Raw genomic sequence first — 16,450 nt, forward strand, 5'->3', positions numbered from 1 at the left:
CTCTAAAAAGTTCTCTCGTAATATTAAATTCGTGCAACATCGAGCGACCAAGAATGGCCACAATCCGTTGTTTGTGCGCCTACGATTACGGTTAGTGGGTCGTTTGGTTGTCGTGCAACATCGAGCGACCACGAATGTCCCAATTCAATAACGCTAACGCCGATAGAAATAGGGCTGATTACTTCCAAGCGATACCGCCGGCATGTACGCCCGTATTTTTGGATAACGTGGTCGAGTAATTCCGAGCTTTCAGAAAGTTGAGAGTCTGAAAGTCGCAAGGTAATAACATCCCATTCGACCTCGTCTACGCGTTCTTCTAACTCAACATAGCCAATACCGAGGCGCTCAAAAATGGCGATAAATCCTACTTTCGAACCAGCGTCTTTTGCATTGATTAAAGCGTATTTCACCCGCTTGCGATAAAGATCTTCAGGCTCGTTAGGGAAGCGTTGTATATCGCGCTGGTAAGCCAATAAGTTCACAATGCCGATTGATGCGGTTAAAGCATCCATTTGCGTTAGCGGCCAGCGCACCCAAGTTTCGGTTCGTTCCCACCACGCCTTAGCTGCTTTAATTAGCTTGCTGGACTCATCAGCGGTAAACCAAAAAACCAACTTAATATCGATCATGCAGCGGCCCTCATTGTTACATCCAGCGAATCCACAACCGGCACCCACAATTCGGAGGTGATCGCATCGTCTTCAAAATCCGCACTATTCAAGCCGTCTATCTCAAATTGGTTTTGCAATTCCTTACTAAGTTTGGAAAAGCTAAAGCGGCTAAACGGCTGTGTGAGCGTTGGCGAGTAGCTTTTATTGCCACGAAAGGCCGCATTGATCATCGCCTCAACATTTGTTTTTAAGTTGGCAATATCATCTGCAGATAAAAAGGCCTCGTGCCACACATCAACCACCACTGCCGCCGGTTGTGTTGGTAACTGATAAACCTGCAAATCATCCCCATGGCCATGGTGACCTTGGTCGGTAATGTAGGCGTTGATATTGGTTAAATAGGTATTAACCGGTGCTGAAAAGTCAAAAAGTACATAAGCGTTTGCTGTGCCTGGTCCACGCGGTGCATCGTGAACGATAGAAATCGCATCGACCGATACACCAGGGAATTCTGCAATAAGCGATTTATAAACACTGTCCGTATGAAACGAAGACGCGGTACCGAACTGATTACGAATACGGGCGCGTAACGAGTCGTCGTTTTCTGTGTCTGTGCCTGGCAATGTTAGCCAGCCATCCCCGTTTGCTACGCTAGCAATATTAGCGATCGGAACGGGTAATATAGAAAAGTAGCCAGTCGATAGATTAAAAGCCGAGCCAGCTTCGACCGCTTCTACTTGTACGTCTGTGGTAATAGCGCCAGCTGAAAAAGTTGATTCTGTCAGCGTTTTAACTTGGTAGATTTTGCCATTCAACGTCGCGGTTTGAATAATGGTTCCAGCGGGAATGGTCACCGCCGAGGCAACATCGGCACGGGTGAAAGTCACCACGCCTTGTGCTTTTACGGCCGCTTTCCGAGTCAAATTCACCGCATCTGCGAGCAGCTCTAAAAATACACCGGTTGCGTATTTAACAAACGAATTTGGCATCACAGTCGTCATCATCAACTGGATTAACCAAAGCGCTGGTTTAGTAATTAGTGCAGTGATCGCTTTCCAAAACGGCGAATACTTGCTGTCGTTATTGATCGTGCTACCGCTGGCTTTTACATCGGCTTTCCATTGCGCATCTAAGCCTTCCTGAGTAGTCGGAATGCCAGCATCATCTAAGATTTTTTTGAATTCAGCGTTAGACATTAGTTACTCACCTCGACATTAATGTTGCCGTATTTGTACGTTGTGGCCGTGATGTAAAAGGTCTCAATATCAATTTTGGTAATGACGACCGTGCCAGGTACTAAACGCACATCGTCTTCAATTAATAGAGTCAGTTTTTGCAAATTACTGCGCACTTTGATGTTGTCGCGCTGGCCGATAATCTCGACCATTAAGCCGCTTTCACGGATCAAATGTTTAATATCCTGAGCGATACAATCCGCGTCATAAACGAGCATTGGCTCGCCAGCAGCGTCGAACGTGAAGTCGTCATTAGTAACTAATAAATCAACGTAATCAGCCATAATTAGCCCACCGCAAACGCTAGGTCATTAGCGAGTGATTGGCCGCTCATGGCTTGGCCATAGTTATTAACGTGCACGTCACCAATAGAGCGAGAACTGTTATTTGATGTCGCGTTACTGATTTGATTTACCAACCCACCGCCAGCCACTTTAGGTGCGGCATTGCTTAGGCTCGCTGGTGCGGCCACGGGTTTTGGCATGTCTGTCGCTGTGTCAATATTGATGCCCGGGATCATATTTATTTTGTCGATTAACCAATCAATCGAATCACCAACAAACGAGAAGACGTTCATCCCGCTTAAATAGTTTTTGAATGACGCCCACCACTCAGGAAGCTTATTCCAAAGGGCCAACACGCCATCTACAAAATCAAACACACCAATGAAGCCAAGAAACGCAGTACTCCATTCACCCAGTTTGGCCGTCCATGTATCCCAATAGACCACAGCCGCCGCAACTGCGGCGGTTAACGCAATAACGCCAACAACCACCCAAGTGATAGGGTTTGCCCATAAAGCGGCCGCCATTCCCCAAAGACCACCGTTAAAAATCCAAATCGTTGCGGCGGCTAACTTAGATTGCAGCATCATTACTTTCATACTGCCCAACATACCGAGTAAGCCAAACTTAGCCGTGGCCATCACACCATTGCCCAAAGCAATCGAGAGGTTCATGGCTAACCAACCGGCTTTTGCAGCAGTAAGTAAGGGGCCAAACGGAAGCAGGGCGAATTTCATTAATGCGGCGCTGGCAGTCCAACCCACAATCATAAATTTGCTAAGGCCAACAACAACCGATAGGGCAGATAAACTGCCTACCAAAATGCCAATCCCCATCACGCCTTTAATGACCCAACCAGTGAGGTGTGGAAACATATCCATCCACTTAGTCATCGTTGTCATAGTGAGTGTGATCTTGTCGTAAACGGGCGAGAACACTTTTAATAAGCGCTCGCCAAATTCCATGCGAAAGTTTTTAACCGCGGCGGCGGATTGGTCCCAAGGATCGGCAATCGCCATAGCCATGGCGGTCACATCGTCCAGACCTTTGACTGATTTAATACTCTCTAAATTGCCTTTGAACGTATCTAAGCTGCCAGCCATCGCCGCAAGAACCTGTTGTCCTCGCTTACCAAATGCTTTTTGCAACATCTGCTGATCGCCAGCTTTACTCAAGTCACCAAATTTGCCCTGTAACTTGGTAATAATGTCGACCATGGGCAGAGCTTTATTTTGTGAGTCAGTGAATTTCATCCCTAACGTAGTTTCAGCCTTGCTGATATTTGCCAAGAATGAAGAATAGGCGTTACCGGATCGGCCACCCTCTACCATGGTGTTTTGCAAAAATCCCATCACGGCCAATTGCTCCTCGAGGGGGACTTTCATTGCGGTGGCTTGTTTACCAATGTTCTTCATGGCTTCGCCCATTTGGGTACCATCGGTATTAAACAGTTGCACCGCTTTTGCCGTCTTGCTGATTAACTTATCCATGAACGCGGTTTTTCCGATCGCATCGGCTTCCACAGCATGAATGTTAAACATTTGGCCCACGTAAGCATTGGTCGATTCCAAACTGCCCTTCGTCGCTGTAGCCAACATGGTCGACTTATTAGCCAACATGCTTAGCTCGTTGCCTTTTAAGCCTGAAATCGCACTTTGTAACTTGTACGACGCATTGACGATCTCAGTAGCGTCGGAACCATATTGCACCGCTGTGGCCATACTTGTTTTACGCAAGTGTTCTAAGGCGGCATTTTCAACGCCCAAACTCGAAATGGTACCCAGTGCGGTGCGCATCTCTTTGGCCGGCTCTAGCATTTTATCGAACGCATAACCCACAGAAAAAAGCCCAGCCACGCCATAGCCTATCTTTTGATAGCCTTGCTGGATGTTGCTTGTCACTGTGTCCATCGTTTTCATCATCTTGCCGGCAGGGCCAGAGACCTTGTCCATCAAACTGACAATGAAATCGAGTCGTTGTAATGCGCTCATAACAATCCTATAAAACTTTGCCGATGCCGTTTGCCACAGCGTTGCTCATGTTTTCCCAGTAGCGCTCGTCTAAATAGAGCGCTTCGCCCATGGTCGATTCGTTAAACTCTTGACCAGGTAACCAATGTTTGACCAGACACATCATCTGGCCAAGCCCGTTACTTTTTATTTGTTCAGCGATGTGCTCGGCTTTTTTATTTTCACCGACAAAGTTCCGTTCATCGCTTGTGAGACTTCACCCATCATTAAGATGGCCAACATGCCGCGAGGCACTTTTCCATCAACGAGAATGATGTCTTTAAACTTCGCTTTATCTTCCTGATGAACATGTGCCATCAAAAAGTTATAAGCAGGGCCGACTTTTTCGTCTGGCATCGAGTTATTAATATGTTGGTTGTAGTCTTCCATCGTGACTTCAAAGCGTAAGTCTTGTTCGTCTTCACCTTCGCCCAATGTGATAGTGATTAGTGGCATGTTGTTACTCCTGTTTTTTGGTTTCGTAGACCTTCTTAAAAAGGTCTTCAATTTTGGATTCTAATCGAGCGGCTAACCTGTCGATTTCGCCTTTATGGGCAAATTCGTTAGCGGCTTTAAGCTTGTATTCCCATAACTCTCTTTCGTTTTTAGAAGTGCGCTGGAATAGGAAAACTAAAAAACCCACCACCCCCGAAGTAACCGAAGAAAGCACAAACATGATGATCGTCATCGTTGCTGGGGACAGTTCCATAAATGGCTCCTATATTTTTGCTTTTGCTTCAAACATCTTTGTTAAAAATGGCATGACGTTTTTCACCGCACGCTCTCCAAAAAGGAATGTAAGCACCAATAAATTAATAACGATTAACGCTGTTTGTTGTTGCTCTGTGAAATTCTGAAAGGCGACACCATTAACAACTTTGTTGGATGGTGTCGTGAACCACACAAAGTCGATATACATAACGAAGTACCCCCATACTGGTCGTTGCATACCACGTAGAAGTAAAATTAATGGACCAATAAAAGGGATGCCTTTTAAGTCGCTCGCCGTGCCTTCTAACTGAGCAATTCGGCTTGTTAAAACCTCTTCAGCAGTAATGGCTGCATCATCCATTTGTTGCTGAATGTTGGCTTCAAGCTGTTTGGTTTTTAACGCAAGATCGGCTTTTTGACCTGGTGACATATCAGGCGGGAAATAGTCTTTAAAGGTATCTACCGCCGTAGATACAAAGCCACCGGTTACGCCATTTAAAAGTTTCTTAAAAATGCTCATAACTGATCCTCGGTTAACAGCGTGTAGCTATATTTAATGCCGTATGTCTGAGTAGATTTGTTCACCAATGCCATCAATAAAGCGAAGTCCACAGGGTCGGCCAACACTTGGCAACCGGCAGACCACTTGTCTACCTGAACACTTAGCGAATTCGGGTTAGAGTGGTGGCAGTTAATACCAAACAAACCTTTTTGCGTTTCCGCTTTATCGTCTAGCGTGGCATCACCATCGTTGTCACGGTACACGGTCATTTCGCCCCGTTGCGCCAAGGCTTTGTACTTTCCTTGGTGATAGCCAATTTCCCAACAACCAGCATGGTGACCAGGCATAAGCCACGCAGTGCCATCTACATTGATAGGGTGCTCGCGGTAATACACACCAGGATCGGTCGTGCATGCGAAGTCATAGGCATGCTGTTTGCCGTCCAACGTGAACAACACAAAAAAGCGATCGTTAAAGGTGTTCGCGGCGGTATCGTTAGAACGCACACCAACCAAGGTGATATTCCAGTCTCCTTTAAAGACGGGGTAATCCTGTTTTTTGAGCGCGTCTAGCACCGCTTTCGTCGTGATTTTCATCAGTACGGCCCCTTATAGGTCACGTGTATCGTGAGCGCTTAAATATGGCGTTCCATCGATCGCGACAAAGTCAGGACCCGTCACATCAAACGGCAGTTTGATCTTCATTTGATCGTTGCTGTTCGGGTCGATATTGATCAAATCAGAAATGCGCAGTAGGCATTTATCCAAGTCGATTGTTTGATTTTCACCTGTAACAGAGCCAGTAAGGCCAATGTCGAACGGTTCCAAATCACGCCAAGAACCAGCGTCTTTCGCGGCGGCTGCAATCAACTTAAAGTTTTTGATATTCAGCTCAATTTCACCGGAACATTCCACATCGCCGTTGGTGTAATCCACAGGAACACCGTTTTCCTTGATGACTTTGCGGTTATCTGTGATTGATGCGCTTAGTGATTCAACACGAACTTGGTAATCACCAATCATTGTGTCGAAATCTTTGCCTGTCAGTCTCATATTGCTGCTCCTACGCTGCTACAGGATCGGATAAATCCAGCATGATGTTCGCTGTAATATCCTTCGGAATGGAGTAAGGGCGAGCCACCATGTAGATCTCGACTTTCTCGCGGGTAATCCAATTAATAACGATGTCACCGTCCTGGTATGGCTTAATTTCAGACGGGAAGGTCATACCGTTAAATTCGGTAGACTTGCTCATCATTTTTAATGGCCGGCTGAGTTTTCGAATCGCCCAAGCTTCACCGCTTGCGGTACTGTTAAAGCGACGGTCACCGATTAGCTGAATCAGAATGATGCGAACCATACGCGCCGCTTTATCGATCACCCGTAGGTTTTCAACGACCGTGAAATCACCGCCAACCGCATCGAGTAATTGACCATCAGACCAATACACGCCTTCGTAATCTGAATAAAAAGCCGGCACAGAAAAGCGCTGGTTGTTTAGGGCAATGGCGTGAGCATTGGAATAGATAATGCCGTTCTTGTCCGTCGGTAGGGTGCTTTGGTCTTGACCGATGATAGAACCAGTCGCCACACGCATTGGCGTATCTGCAACACTGACTTGAGCGTTACACAAACGCCCTGCATAAATGCCCACCGCGTCGTCATAAATGTAAGGCACGATAGACACACGAAAGGCGCTGAGCGTCTCGGTTAAGTCTTTAATACTGTTGATGTACTCAGACCAACTTTCACCTGTAGCGGGTGTGCTATCGATCATACGAGCACCAGCAATGAAGAAAGCGCGACGCCCATACGTGGTGTTCAAATCCATGGCTTTCGCGTGCATAGCAGTGAGCTGTGCTTGTTCGGTCACAGGCGTACAAACAACGATCGTTTCGACCTTGATGTTGTTGTTCATAGCGAAATCAACCGCTGCATCCCATAGCGCACCATCGGCCACCGGAATGGCGGCTGCTGCCCAGTTTTGTCCCGCGTTGGCTTTAGCGGCGACAACTTGGCGTTTTAATTCCGAGTCCGCTTCGCCTAATTCAGCGTCTAAATCGCTGTCCGTATTCAAATACAGAATTTGATCCACGTTCGTTGCGCCAACACCGATAAAGAGAAAGTATTTCTCAACGGTCGGGAAGGGGCCCTGCATTAAGTTCAGTGCATTTACTTGAATTCTACCGACGGCCATTGACGACCTCCTGTTTGTATTTGTTCATCATTTCAACCAAGTACTGGTTAATCTCGCGTTGGGTTGCCCCTAAAAAACTTCGTGCCGAAATTGTTACCCGTGCTTCATCGTCTATGCCGTCTTGGCGTCGTGCTTTTTTAAAATTGGACTTGCGCATGGATGTCAAAACAATCGATGCCATCTTGGCGCTGATGTTCCAATTCTTTCGTCGTCCGTCATCCGTTGGTGCGCCACGTATCCAGCGCACAGTGGCTAGCTTTCCTTTGCCGCCGTTTTTCTTCGGTTGTCTAAATCCATTCGCGACCAGGGCGCGTGCTTGCCATCGTGTCGCCGGCGCGTTCTCTGAATTAAACTTCGCCATGTCTGTGACTTTTTCGTCATTCACGTTCTCTTTAGAGCCGTACTGAATACGTTTGGCCAAGTCCGCATTGGATGATCGACGCCAGCCTATTTCGCTCGATGTATCGCTCACCTTGGTCACCGCTAAAAATCGCGCTAAACGGTCAATTTCGTGCTTGTCTTTCCAACCATCTGGACGATTACCAAAGGGCTTCCCGTTTAGATCCACACGTTGTCTAACGCGACGTCGCGTGTCTCGAATTAATTTGTACGCCACGTATTTCAAAAGTTTTTTACGCTGCAAGCGAGGCAAGGCAAGCAGCTCTATTTGTTTCTTTAGTGGTAAAAACCCTTTCACATCGACCGTAATCTGACTGGCCATCACGCCATCTCCGCTTCTTTCACGTAAGAGATAACCGCATCGTCTAATCGATAACGTTGGCCATCGAATGTAATAGGCCCGTTCTCATCGAGCACGGCGGTAATGTCTTCTTCAAACGTGATGGTGATGTCTATATCTGCCGTTTGGCCATCTAAAATATCTACGTCAGTCACCGGCATTGGCAGTTCTTTTTCAAATCGTTCTTCGTCGTTTTCCAATAGCCAGACGGAGACATGAGCAAAGAGCAACTCGGCAGGGTGCCTCTTGTAAGGCCAGCGTTCAAACGACAAAACGGCATCATAAGTTTGGCGAAATAAAACCAGCTGCCCGTCTGTAATCACTTTGCCCCACGGAACAATGCGAGGATTTTCTGCCCATGGGTCGATGTTCTCTGCTGCGACCAAATTTAGGCTGATTAAAAAAGCGGTGATTTGCTGCAACTTGATCATCTAAATCAGCCCCACATGAAAGTTGGCTTTGGTGCTGTGTTCTTCGTCTGGAAAGAATTTGCGTAATATTGCTGCGACACTTTTCTTACTTTCGTCTAGCCAGTACTGTTCGGTTTCAGAGGATTCCTTCGCCATGTTCTCGGCTTCTTTACGACGGTTCATAGTGGAAAACTGCTGCAGCAAAAATGCTTTCGCGTAGCTATAAATCGCGTGTTCGTAATGCACTTTTAGAGCAGCGCTAGACGATTCTAAATACGCGGTGAAGGTCTCAAACGGCATAACTAAAACAGCTCGTTTGGCTCTTTCTAGCTGTTCGTTCACTCGAACCAAGGCAAGAGACAGACCCCAAGAGATCGTGTCGTCTGCGTACTCTGACGGGATGCGGTAGCGGCTCATCAAATCCGACAAAGACAAATCAGGCCAAAAGCCATCATTGGCCACTGGTGCGGCTGTCGTAAGTGAAGGTTTACCTGTTAGAGACATATCCGTAATCCATCAAAGCGTTAAATTGGGGTGCAAGAGCAAGACACTAAACAAAGTTGGCTTTTGCCGCTTTGCCTCGTGCATGCCAAGCTCCTGCAGGTGGAGCCTATTCGTTTGTTTCTTCGTCGCTGCTTTCTACTGATTTATCGAGTAGCTTTTGCACGCGCTCTTTCATTGTCTTCACGCCTGCGCCTTCTGGGTTAGCGGTTTCGGCTTTTTCACACAAAGCAACGCATTCGGCTAACTTGCCTTCGCGTTCTTTATGCTTCGCCAAAAGGGAAAGGTTTTTACTAATAACAGCAGGGTGTAAGTCCCATTTTTCTGCCAGAGCATCGTCAACAAAGTCGACTAAAGCGTCTAAATACGGTGTGGCGGTTTGCTCGGCTTTTAGCTCGGCGTTTGCCCAGTCGTAGAGCGCATCTGCAATAAAAGTGGGTAAGTTACGGCTGAATTTTGGCGGCAAATCGTTGTTGCCGGTTGCGACCAGGTACATGCCGATTTTTAGCGCGTTATCGATGTCATTTACATCGAACAACCACACCATGACCTGTACAGCCACATCGTTCGGGTAGTCGTGACCATCGGCCACATACGCCTGAACAAACGGCAAATAATTGGGCAAAAGCTCGCCTTTAAGGGCTTGCTTGTCCTCGAGTTCTGGCTTGGTTTTGATACGTGCAACGTCCGTCACCATCGCCGCTTGAAGCTGCTCGAATAAATGTTTGCCTACACCGCCAATCATCGTGGTTGAAGTGCTGTCGTCACCATCTGCCATGTCTGCACCAATGATCGTTGGCTTTACGCCATACGCGTCTGGGTTGGCTTCTAGCTGTTTGGCTTTCAATGCTGCGAGTTTGCCCATCTGTTTGCCAGTCGCCATTATCTGCTTGGCGGCTTTAGCCACGAGTTTCTCTGCCTTCGCATACGGGTTCGGCTTTCCAGCCTTTTTAGCCGCTTCAATCTGCGCTTGTTTGATCTGTTGTAGTGTTGCCATGTTGGTCTCCACCGATGTTTAAAAAAGACCCTAGCCAAAGGCGGGTAGGGTCAAAGACACGTCCGTGTGCGGCTTCTGCTTACGCCAAAGTGATGCCTTCAATAAACGCCGCCATCTCTTCGTCTTCCACGACATAACCTTGGTTAGCTGAGTTGAAGTCTTGAACCTCGTTTAACTCCGGTTTGTCTTTCTGCAATCGACGTACAGACGTGTCTTGGAAATAAATGGATAGATTGTCCAAAGGCGTAATGAGCAGGGCACCGTCAGGGAAGAAGGGCGCGTACACGATAGGCAAGTTGCCATAAGCCTTAGTGATACGATTGGCCAATACCGCTTTTTCGGTTGGTGTATCGCCGTTCAGCTCGAAGTAGGTTTCTTCTTGTGAACTCAGAATGTCATCACCAACGATGACAACAAGGTCTTTGCGTTTTCGGTGATAAATCGGCAGCATTTGCTTGGCTTGATGAACCAATACATCCAAGTTTTTAATGCTGTCGCTACCCAATACGATAGGCAGTTCTGCTGTGGCTTTTAGGTACTGTTGACCACCTTTAAATTCACGTAGGAGTTGCAACCAGCCCTTATTCAAATCTTGAAGAAGAGGGTTCGCCGCCAAGTCTGTGAACGTCTCGGCACTAATGCCCGTCCAGCCGGTTTGCAGCATGTCGTCGCCAATAGAAGTACGCACCATTTTCATGTAGCGATTGGCAAAGTCTTTGAACTTAGACCAGGCATCGATCTTCGAATACTTTAACGCCACATCGAATTCCGTATGGAAAAGTTCAAAACCTTTCGAATCGGTTTTAACGAGGTGCTTGGGTTTACGTTCAACACCGCTATCTGTGTCGGTACGGCCAGCAGATCGACCGCTTAGGCTCATGCCGACTTTTTCGCCTTTGATGTCTCGAACACCAATGACGTTGATTAGCTTCAAGAAGCTGTCGCCATGCTCAACGATCTTTTCATACACGGTTTGCGCCACACTTGGCGTCGCGGAAAAATGCTGACCAACCGAAGGGTCGCGAGGTGTTGCATTGAAAGCTTCGGCCGTATCAGCAAAATGCTGATCTAATCGAGCACGGGATTCTGCACTTAAATGAGTGGGTGCGGACATGGTTCTGTTCCTTTATAAAATGTAATGTTTAGCGAATGAAAAAACGTAAGCTCTGTGCCTTAAATACAGGCGCTTAGGTCTTTTGCGTCACCGTCATGTTCTCCACCGTTCGTGCCTGGCTGCTCTTTTGTTGCCGCTTTGAACTGTTCCGTCAGCGCGGTGAGTGCTGTTTGAAGTTGCGAAAACTCTTCTTTCGATACGCTGCTTTCAGGTTCATCTTTTGGCGGCGTGCCTTGCTTATCCGTCAGCTCTTTCACTTGGGCTGTGAGTGCGATTATTTGCTCTTCCATCGTCGGTGCTTCGCTGCCTGCTGGAGCTTGCTGCTGTTCTGGGAAAGCTGTATTGAATCGTTGGGTTAATGCTGTAAGGCCGCTTGAAAGTGCTTCGTATTGTTCTTTAGTCATGTCGGTTTCTTCCTGTGAGTCGTCAGAATCATCGTCGGATGGGGTTTGGGATTTGAAAAAGTGGGCAATGGCTGCGAGCACGTTTTTTGTGTCGCCTTCTTTACCGTCTTGCGCATCAAAGTAATGCGGTGCGGCTTCAATCGCGTCGCCCACCGTGACGTCAGGTTCAACACGGGAAAGATGGATTTCACTGGTCGCCACAGAGGCCGGTTCATCGGTTGCAGCAAGGCCACTAAGATAGGTTTTTTCGGTTTTTCGGAAGTTAGGCCAAAGCTCCATAGAGAAAAACAGGCGCTGGCCCATCTTATTCATGTCTTTGTAGTACTCATTGGCTTCAACTTGACCGTATAAATCCATACCGCCTTCGTCGTTCTTTTCAGCGCGTACAGCGATGACTTTGCCCAAGTTGAACCAACGCTTATGGTCAGGCCAAATGAGCGCGGTATAAAAACTTGTGTCGTAGGAATCTGCGGCTTGCTGAATGTCTTCAGTTTTGATTACTCGACCGTCTATCGTGTCGCCACTACGACCGAATCGATACCACTCTGTTTTTTTCTTAGGCTTTGCCATGTTTCAACCTTTTTGAGTTTTTAAATCACCCTAAAAATGGTGCTTCGTCTCTAATGTTGAAAATTCTAGGTGTAAAAATGGACCCATTCAACGCCATTAATTCCTTATGATTCCTATATAGAACAAACAAAAATTGTCATTAATGAGAAAGGGTTAATTCTTTAATTTCAGCACCTAAAATAGCGTCAATTGTAAAAAGCAGGTGCTAGAAGTGGCAAAGACGTATTCGCCAGAAGTGAAAGAAGCGGCAAAACAGCTGTATATAAAAGGCTGGACGATCCAAGAAATATCCCAAGACACAGGGGTAGAGGTACGCACGCTCTATAACTGGAAGGATGCCGGCACATGGGATCTATTTGCCCCGCCAGACACAGTCGAACAAGCCATATCAAGACGGGTAAATCTACTGGCAGAAAAGGACGACAAAACCCCAGCGGAAATAGACGAACTATCAAAGCTTATTAGTGTGTTTGGGGACTTTCGTATAAAAGCGGCCACAGCAGAAAAGCTACAAGCCGAAGCCAAAATAATGGCCAGCGGTGGCTATATACCGCCTGAATTCATGGGTGAAAATGAAAAGATAAAAACCTACGCACCAGAAAAGAAACAACGCGGTCGAGGTCGTAAAAAAACGGTAAAAAACGACATATCCAGCATCACCACAGAAATGCTGGACGACGTACGAAACAAACTGTTTTTCCCTTATCAAGAATATTGGTACCAACGTAAGTTAGACCCGCTCACACGTCGAACAAGAATGATCCTAAAGTCACGTCAGATAGGCGCGACCTGGTACTTTGCGTTTGAAGCCCTAGACGACGCCATCCGCACAGGCGAAAACCAGCTTTTCTTATCGTCTTCACGTGACCAAGCCGAAGTATTCAAAGCCTACATCATCGCTTTTGCCATGGAACACTTTGAGGTCGAGTTAAAAGGCCAAGGCGTGATAACCCTGTCAAACGGTGCAGAACTACGCTTTTTATCCACAAACAGCCGCACAGCCAACTCCTACCACGGTCATCTTTATTGTGACGAAGTGTTCTGGATGCCCGACTTTGTGAAGCTATGGAACATGGCGTCTGGCATGTCGACCCATAAGAAATGGCGTAGAACGCTATTCTCCGTGCCGTCAGCCACCTCACACCCTGCCTACCAAATGTGGAACGGAAACGACTTCAACGCCAAGCTGGCCGAATCCAAACGCATCAAATTCGACATAACGCATAAAAATCTAAAAGGCGGGTGTTTAGGGGCAGACAAAATATGGCGCCAGATCGTCACGATAGAAGACGCAGAAGAGGGCGGATGCGACCTTTTCGACATAGAAGAATTAAGAGGTGAAAACAGCACAGACGCATTCAACAACAAATACCTGTGCAAATGGATAGACGACGCCAACAGCGTATTTAACCTCGCCACACTCATGAAATGCATGGTCGATACCGAATCATGGATCGACTACAAAAAAGACGCCGCACAACCCTTTGGCAACCGACCAGTGGCGATTGGCTACGACCCATCGCGTACACGAGACAACGCCAGTCTTGCCTTGTTGGCCATTCCATTAAGCCCAAGTGATTCATGGCGACTACTGAAAAAAGACTCATGGCGTGGCGTCAACTTCCAATGGCAAGCCTCACGAATCAAAGAAGAAAAAGACAAACACAACGTCAAACACATCGGCATAGACGTGTCGGGCATTGGCCGCGGTGTGTTTGAACTCGTTGAACAATTTTATCGGCGTGTCACGCCCATAACCTACAGCGTGCAAACCAAAACCGAACTCGTACTAAAGGCGCTCGACCTCATTGAAAACGGACGCTTTAAATACAGCGCCGCCGACAAAGAAGTCACCCAAGCCTTCATGATGATCACCCAAACCGTGACCGGCAACGGGCAAATTACCTACTCGGCCAACCGATCCAACGCAACCGGCCACGCCGATTTAGCCTGGTCAATTATGCATGGCTTCAACTACGAACCACTGGCACCCAAACGCAAATCTACTGTGGCTTTTAGCGACTAAGGAATATAAAAATCATGACATCTGAAAAGAATACATCGACCCAATCAGCCACGCACATGTTTGAATTTGGCGCACCAGAGCCGGTACTGAATAATCACCTATCCGAATACACAGGCACCTACCTCGATACCATGGGCGAATACTACCGCCCACCGGTGTCGCTGTCTGGCTTGGCCGATATTATGAACGCCAACCCGCACCACAACTCGATTCTCCACTTCAAAAAGAACATGGTGCTCAAATGGTTCATTCCATCGACCGTTATGACCTATGCCACCATGCAGCGCCTCGCGTTGGACTACGTGGTCACTGGCATACTGTACTTTCAAGTGTTTAGAAACGGCTTTGGCAAAGTGGTGCGTACCGAATGGCTACCATCGCTCACCATGCGCCGTGGTCGTAAAAAAGGCGTGTTCTTCAAACTGAATAAAGACGGCAGCAAAACCGAATTTAAACCTGGTGAAGTGGTCCAGATTAACAACCCAGACCTAAAACAAGACATCTACGGTCTACCGGAATACCTAGGCGGCATTCAGTCCGTATTACTAAGTGAAGAGGCAGGGTTATTTCGTCGTAAATACTATTCAAACGGCGCGCACATGGGCTATATACTCGTCACCAACGACGCGGATTTAGACGAAGAAACCGCAGAAAAAATACAGAAGAAAGTACAGTCATCCAAAGGACCAGGTAACTTCCGATCGCTTTATCTAAACATCGGCAAATCCGCCGCCAAAGAGCCGGTGCAAATCATCCCCGTGGGCGACATAGGCACCAAAGACGAATTCGAGCGGGTAAAGAACATCACAATGATAGAGATACTTTCTATGCACCGCATGCAACCTGGTCTATCTGGCATCATGCCAGACAACACAGGCGGCTTTGGTGACATAGAGAAGATAATGCGTGTGTATCACGAACTGGAAATAGGCGCACTGCAGCAACCATTCCTAGAGATAAACCAGCACATAGGTGCTGGTTCGGTTAGTTTTAAAGAACCGACGTGGCAGAGTCAGGAATGATGATACGAATTATTTATTTGAAATGAGTTTGTTTTTCGATGTATCTAGGACTGGTTGTTTTTTCTGATATAAATCTTGATATTCAATAACAAGTTTTAAGCGATCAAGGTTCGTTAATATTCTATTTACACTTGCCGATCCATTTACAGCCTTAATTGTTAAAATTGGGTCTTTAGCTCCTGCTTTCATCGCAAAGCCAGTTTGTTTCTCAGAGCCATGTACACTACTTATACTCACAGGAGTTTTCAGTTCTGTAAAAGCGAAACTCAGCGTACTTAATGCTGGATCTTTTTTTGTTTTGTCTATTGGTTGATCATCAGAATAAACTGACCACGACTTTATAATTGCAGGACCAATGCCAACATTCTCTAAATAGACGATCACTGTGAGCATGAGATCAGGTGACTCTATTTGATCAACAGATGCGATGAGTAAAGGACGAACATTGATGATGGCTTGATTTCGGGAAACCCAAGCTTGCCAAAGTGTTGTAAAAAACACACACAAGGCTATGACAACACTTGATAATGCAATCCAATCTGAGGCTTGAAAGCCATGTGTTAACTGCTGTGTGATGGCAATGCTGTTAGCATCTGGCATGATAATTTCCTTATATATATTTAAAAAAATCCCCTCAATAGAGGGGCTGATTTAACAAGGTGCGAAAAAGCGAACTCAGACGACAGAGAAGCTGATTTTTTTACCTAATGCCTCTAGTGCACTCACTAAAGTATCGATTTTCGTATTATGGCCAAGGTTTATAATACGTTGCATTTCCTGCTTCTTTTTACCAATACGTTTGGCCAATTCTGATTGGGAAACATGCTCTTCAAGCATCGCGTTTAGTAGAAGCACTTTGCTCCACACGCTTAAAGGTACGCTAACAAATTCGCCGGTTACTTTAGATCGTAACGGTACCGAGCGTTCGTCCTCAAAGTAAAATTCAAAAGCGGTAATCAAAGCGGCTTCGGCTTCGGCTAAAGCTTCTTCGTAAGTGTCGCCACAGGTTAACGCCTCTGGTATATCTGGAAAGTTGACGCTGTAGCCATCGCCATCTTTATAAATATTGACTGGGTATTTCATAGCAATAAATCCTATATTTATATAACGCCCTTGCGC

The 16,450-nt window shown here is 46.7% G+C and carries 21 protein-coding genes; 2 read left to right on the forward strand and 19 right to left on the reverse strand.

What is annotated here, in order from left to right; translation table 11 throughout:
* Nucleotides 1-23: 23 nt before the first annotated feature.
* From ACO05V_RS05490 to ACO05V_RS05570, 17 genes are all read right to left on the reverse strand, one after another.
* On the reverse strand, nt 24-629 hold the full coding sequence (locus tag ACO05V_RS05490; protein WP_421848307.1) for a phage tail protein: 606 nt from the start codon (nt 627-629) through the stop codon (nt 24-26).
* Nucleotides 626-1,807, reverse strand: a complete 1,182-nt coding sequence (locus ACO05V_RS05495) for a baseplate J/gp47 family protein (RefSeq protein ID WP_421848309.1) — start codon at nt 1,805-1,807, stop codon at nt 626-628. The genes ACO05V_RS05490 and ACO05V_RS05495 overlap by 4 nt, the downstream gene beginning before the upstream one ends.
* On the reverse strand, nt 1,807-2,130 hold the full coding sequence (locus tag ACO05V_RS05500; RefSeq protein WP_421848311.1) for a DUF2590 family protein: 324 nt from the start codon (nt 2,128-2,130) through the stop codon (nt 1,807-1,809). The genes ACO05V_RS05495 and ACO05V_RS05500 overlap by 1 nt, the downstream gene beginning before the upstream one ends.
* Nucleotides 2,131-2,132: 2 nt before the next feature.
* Nucleotides 2,133-4,121: a phage tail tape measure protein gene (locus tag ACO05V_RS05505; protein WP_421848313.1), complete on the reverse strand. Its 1,989-nt coding sequence runs from the start codon at nt 4,119-4,121 to the stop codon at nt 2,133-2,135.
* A 7-nt stretch (nt 4,122-4,128) separates the two neighbouring features.
* On the reverse strand, nt 4,129-4,266 hold the full coding sequence (locus tag ACO05V_RS05510; RefSeq protein WP_421848315.1) for a DUF6890 family protein: 138 nt from the start codon (nt 4,264-4,266) through the stop codon (nt 4,129-4,131).
* Between the two features lie 20 nt (nt 4,267-4,286).
* The gene (locus ACO05V_RS05515) at nt 4,287-4,595 is read right to left on the reverse strand and encodes a putative phage tail assembly chaperone (RefSeq protein WP_421848317.1); all 309 of its coding nucleotides are present in this window, start codon (nt 4,593-4,595) and stop codon (nt 4,287-4,289) included.
* Nucleotides 4,596-4,599: 4 nt separating this feature from the next.
* A complete protein-coding gene (locus tag ACO05V_RS05520) occupies nt 4,600-4,848 on the reverse strand; it encodes a hypothetical protein (protein ID WP_421848319.1) in 249 nt (82 codons plus the stop codon).
* A 9-nt stretch (nt 4,849-4,857) separates the two neighbouring features.
* Complete coding sequence (locus ACO05V_RS05525) at nt 4,858-5,370, reverse strand: hypothetical protein (RefSeq protein ID WP_421848321.1); 513 nt, start codon at nt 5,368-5,370, stop codon at nt 4,858-4,860.
* Nucleotides 5,367-5,948 carry a hypothetical protein gene (locus tag ACO05V_RS05530; RefSeq protein ID WP_421848323.1) on the reverse strand — a complete coding sequence of 194 codons (582 nt, stop codon included), beginning with the start codon at nt 5,946-5,948 and terminating at the stop codon, nt 5,367-5,369. The genes ACO05V_RS05525 and ACO05V_RS05530 overlap by 4 nt, the downstream gene beginning before the upstream one ends.
* 12 nt (nt 5,949-5,960) lie before the next feature.
* Nucleotides 5,961-6,404 (reverse strand): phage protein, encoded by a 444-nt coding sequence (locus tag ACO05V_RS05535; RefSeq protein WP_421848325.1) that lies wholly within the window; start codon nt 6,402-6,404, stop codon nt 5,961-5,963.
* Nucleotides 6,405-6,414: 10 nt separating this feature from the next.
* Nucleotides 6,415-7,548 carry a DUF2586 domain-containing protein gene (locus tag ACO05V_RS05540; RefSeq protein WP_421848327.1) on the reverse strand — a complete coding sequence of 378 codons (1,134 nt, stop codon included), beginning with the start codon at nt 7,546-7,548 and terminating at the stop codon, nt 6,415-6,417.
* On the reverse strand, nt 7,535-8,272 hold the full coding sequence (locus tag ACO05V_RS05545; protein ID WP_421848329.1) for a hypothetical protein: 738 nt from the start codon (nt 8,270-8,272) through the stop codon (nt 7,535-7,537). The genes ACO05V_RS05540 and ACO05V_RS05545 overlap by 14 nt, the downstream gene beginning before the upstream one ends.
* Complete coding sequence (locus tag ACO05V_RS05550; RefSeq protein WP_421848331.1) at nt 8,269-8,718, reverse strand: phage tail protein; 450 nt, start codon at nt 8,716-8,718, stop codon at nt 8,269-8,271. The genes ACO05V_RS05545 and ACO05V_RS05550 overlap by 4 nt, the downstream gene beginning before the upstream one ends.
* Nucleotides 8,719-9,201 carry a head completion/stabilization protein gene (locus ACO05V_RS05555; RefSeq protein WP_421848333.1) on the reverse strand — a complete coding sequence of 161 codons (483 nt, stop codon included), beginning with the start codon at nt 9,199-9,201 and terminating at the stop codon, nt 8,719-8,721.
* A 106-nt stretch (nt 9,202-9,307) separates the two neighbouring features.
* A complete protein-coding gene (gpM, locus tag ACO05V_RS05560; RefSeq protein WP_421848335.1) occupies nt 9,308-10,195 on the reverse strand; it encodes a phage terminase small subunit in 888 nt (295 codons plus the stop codon).
* A 79-nt stretch (nt 10,196-10,274) separates the two neighbouring features.
* Entirely contained in the window at nt 10,275-11,309 is a 1,035-nt protein-coding gene (locus ACO05V_RS05565; protein ID WP_421848337.1) for a P2 family phage major capsid protein, read from the reverse strand.
* 59 nt (nt 11,310-11,368) lie between these two features.
* Nucleotides 11,369-12,283 (reverse strand): GPO family capsid scaffolding protein, encoded by a 915-nt coding sequence (locus tag ACO05V_RS05570; protein ID WP_421848339.1) that lies wholly within the window; start codon nt 12,281-12,283, stop codon nt 11,369-11,371.
* Between the two features lie 211 nt (nt 12,284-12,494).
* On the opposite strand from ACO05V_RS05570, the gene ACO05V_RS05575 reads away from it, so the two are divergent.
* Nucleotides 12,495-14,309 (forward strand): terminase large subunit domain-containing protein, encoded by a 1,815-nt coding sequence (locus ACO05V_RS05575; RefSeq protein ID WP_421848341.1) that lies wholly within the window; start codon nt 12,495-12,497, stop codon nt 14,307-14,309.
* Between the two features lie 14 nt (nt 14,310-14,323).
* Nucleotides 14,324-15,331 carry a phage portal protein gene (locus ACO05V_RS05580; RefSeq protein ID WP_421848343.1) on the forward strand — a complete coding sequence of 336 codons (1,008 nt, stop codon included), beginning with the start codon at nt 14,324-14,326 and terminating at the stop codon, nt 15,329-15,331.
* Between the two features lie 9 nt (nt 15,332-15,340).
* Here ACO05V_RS05580 and ACO05V_RS05585 read toward each other — a convergent pair whose 3' ends face one another.
* Nucleotides 15,341-15,931: a hypothetical protein gene (locus ACO05V_RS05585; RefSeq protein ID WP_421848345.1), complete on the reverse strand. Its 591-nt coding sequence runs from the start codon at nt 15,929-15,931 to the stop codon at nt 15,341-15,343.
* Nucleotides 15,932-16,006: 75 nt separating this feature from the next.
* Entirely contained in the window at nt 16,007-16,414 is a 408-nt protein-coding gene (locus ACO05V_RS05590) for a type II toxin-antitoxin system HicB family antitoxin (protein WP_421848347.1), read from the reverse strand.
* Nucleotides 16,415-16,450: the final 36 nt, after the last annotated feature.

It is taken from the genome of Marinomonas sp., from assembly GCF_965225885.1.
Classification (GTDB): domain Bacteria; phylum Pseudomonadota; class Gammaproteobacteria; order Pseudomonadales; family Marinomonadaceae; genus Marinomonas.

What these genes read in the sequence shown, in the direction of transcription:
- ACO05V_RS05490 (WP_421848307.1), bottom strand. Translation starts at nt 629, where the DNA reads ATGATCGATATTAAGTTGGTTTTTTGGTTTACCGCTGATGAGTCCAGC.
- ACO05V_RS05495 (WP_421848309.1), bottom strand. Translation starts at nt 1,807, where the DNA reads ATGTCTAACGCTGAATTCAAAAAAATCTTAGATGATGCTGGCATTCCG.
- ACO05V_RS05500 (WP_421848311.1), bottom strand. Translation starts at nt 2,130, where the DNA reads ATGGCTGATTACGTTGATTTATTAGTTACTAATGACGACTTCACGTTC.
- ACO05V_RS05505 (WP_421848313.1), bottom strand. Translation starts at nt 4,121, where the DNA reads ATGAGCGCATTACAACGACTCGATTTCATTGTCAGTTTGATGGACAAG.
- ACO05V_RS05510 (WP_421848315.1), bottom strand. Translation starts at nt 4,266, where the DNA reads ATGATGTGTCTGGTCAAACATTGGTTACCTGGTCAAGAGTTTAACGAA.
- ACO05V_RS05515 (WP_421848317.1), bottom strand. Translation starts at nt 4,595, where the DNA reads ATGCCACTAATCACTATCACATTGGGCGAAGGTGAAGACGAACAAGAC.
- ACO05V_RS05520 (WP_421848319.1), bottom strand. Translation starts at nt 4,848, where the DNA reads ATGGAACTGTCCCCAGCAACGATGACGATCATCATGTTTGTGCTTTCT.
- ACO05V_RS05525 (WP_421848321.1), bottom strand. Translation starts at nt 5,370, where the DNA reads ATGAGCATTTTTAAGAAACTTTTAAATGGCGTAACCGGTGGCTTTGTA.
- ACO05V_RS05530 (WP_421848323.1), bottom strand. Translation starts at nt 5,948, where the DNA reads ATGAAAATCACGACGAAAGCGGTGCTAGACGCGCTCAAAAAACAGGAT.
- ACO05V_RS05535 (WP_421848325.1), bottom strand. Translation starts at nt 6,404, where the DNA reads ATGAGACTGACAGGCAAAGATTTCGACACAATGATTGGTGATTACCAA.
- ACO05V_RS05540 (WP_421848327.1), bottom strand. Translation starts at nt 7,548, where the DNA reads ATGGCCGTCGGTAGAATTCAAGTAAATGCACTGAACTTAATGCAGGGC.
- ACO05V_RS05550 (WP_421848331.1), bottom strand. Translation starts at nt 8,718, where the DNA reads ATGATCAAGTTGCAGCAAATCACCGCTTTTTTAATCAGCCTAAATTTG.
- ACO05V_RS05555 (WP_421848333.1), bottom strand. Translation starts at nt 9,201, where the DNA reads ATGTCTCTAACAGGTAAACCTTCACTTACGACAGCCGCACCAGTGGCC.
- gpM (WP_421848335.1), bottom strand. Translation starts at nt 10,195, where the DNA reads ATGGCAACACTACAACAGATCAAACAAGCGCAGATTGAAGCGGCTAAA.
- ACO05V_RS05565 (WP_421848337.1), bottom strand. Translation starts at nt 11,309, where the DNA reads ATGTCCGCACCCACTCATTTAAGTGCAGAATCCCGTGCTCGATTAGAT.
- ACO05V_RS05570 (WP_421848339.1), bottom strand. Translation starts at nt 12,283, where the DNA reads ATGGCAAAGCCTAAGAAAAAAACAGAGTGGTATCGATTCGGTCGTAGT.
- ACO05V_RS05580 (WP_421848343.1), top strand. Translation starts at nt 14,324, where the DNA reads ATGACATCTGAAAAGAATACATCGACCCAATCAGCCACGCACATGTTT.
- ACO05V_RS05585 (WP_421848345.1), bottom strand. Translation starts at nt 15,931, where the DNA reads ATGCCAGATGCTAACAGCATTGCCATCACACAGCAGTTAACACATGGC.
- ACO05V_RS05590 (WP_421848347.1), bottom strand. Translation starts at nt 16,414, where the DNA reads ATGAAATACCCAGTCAATATTTATAAAGATGGCGATGGCTACAGCGTC.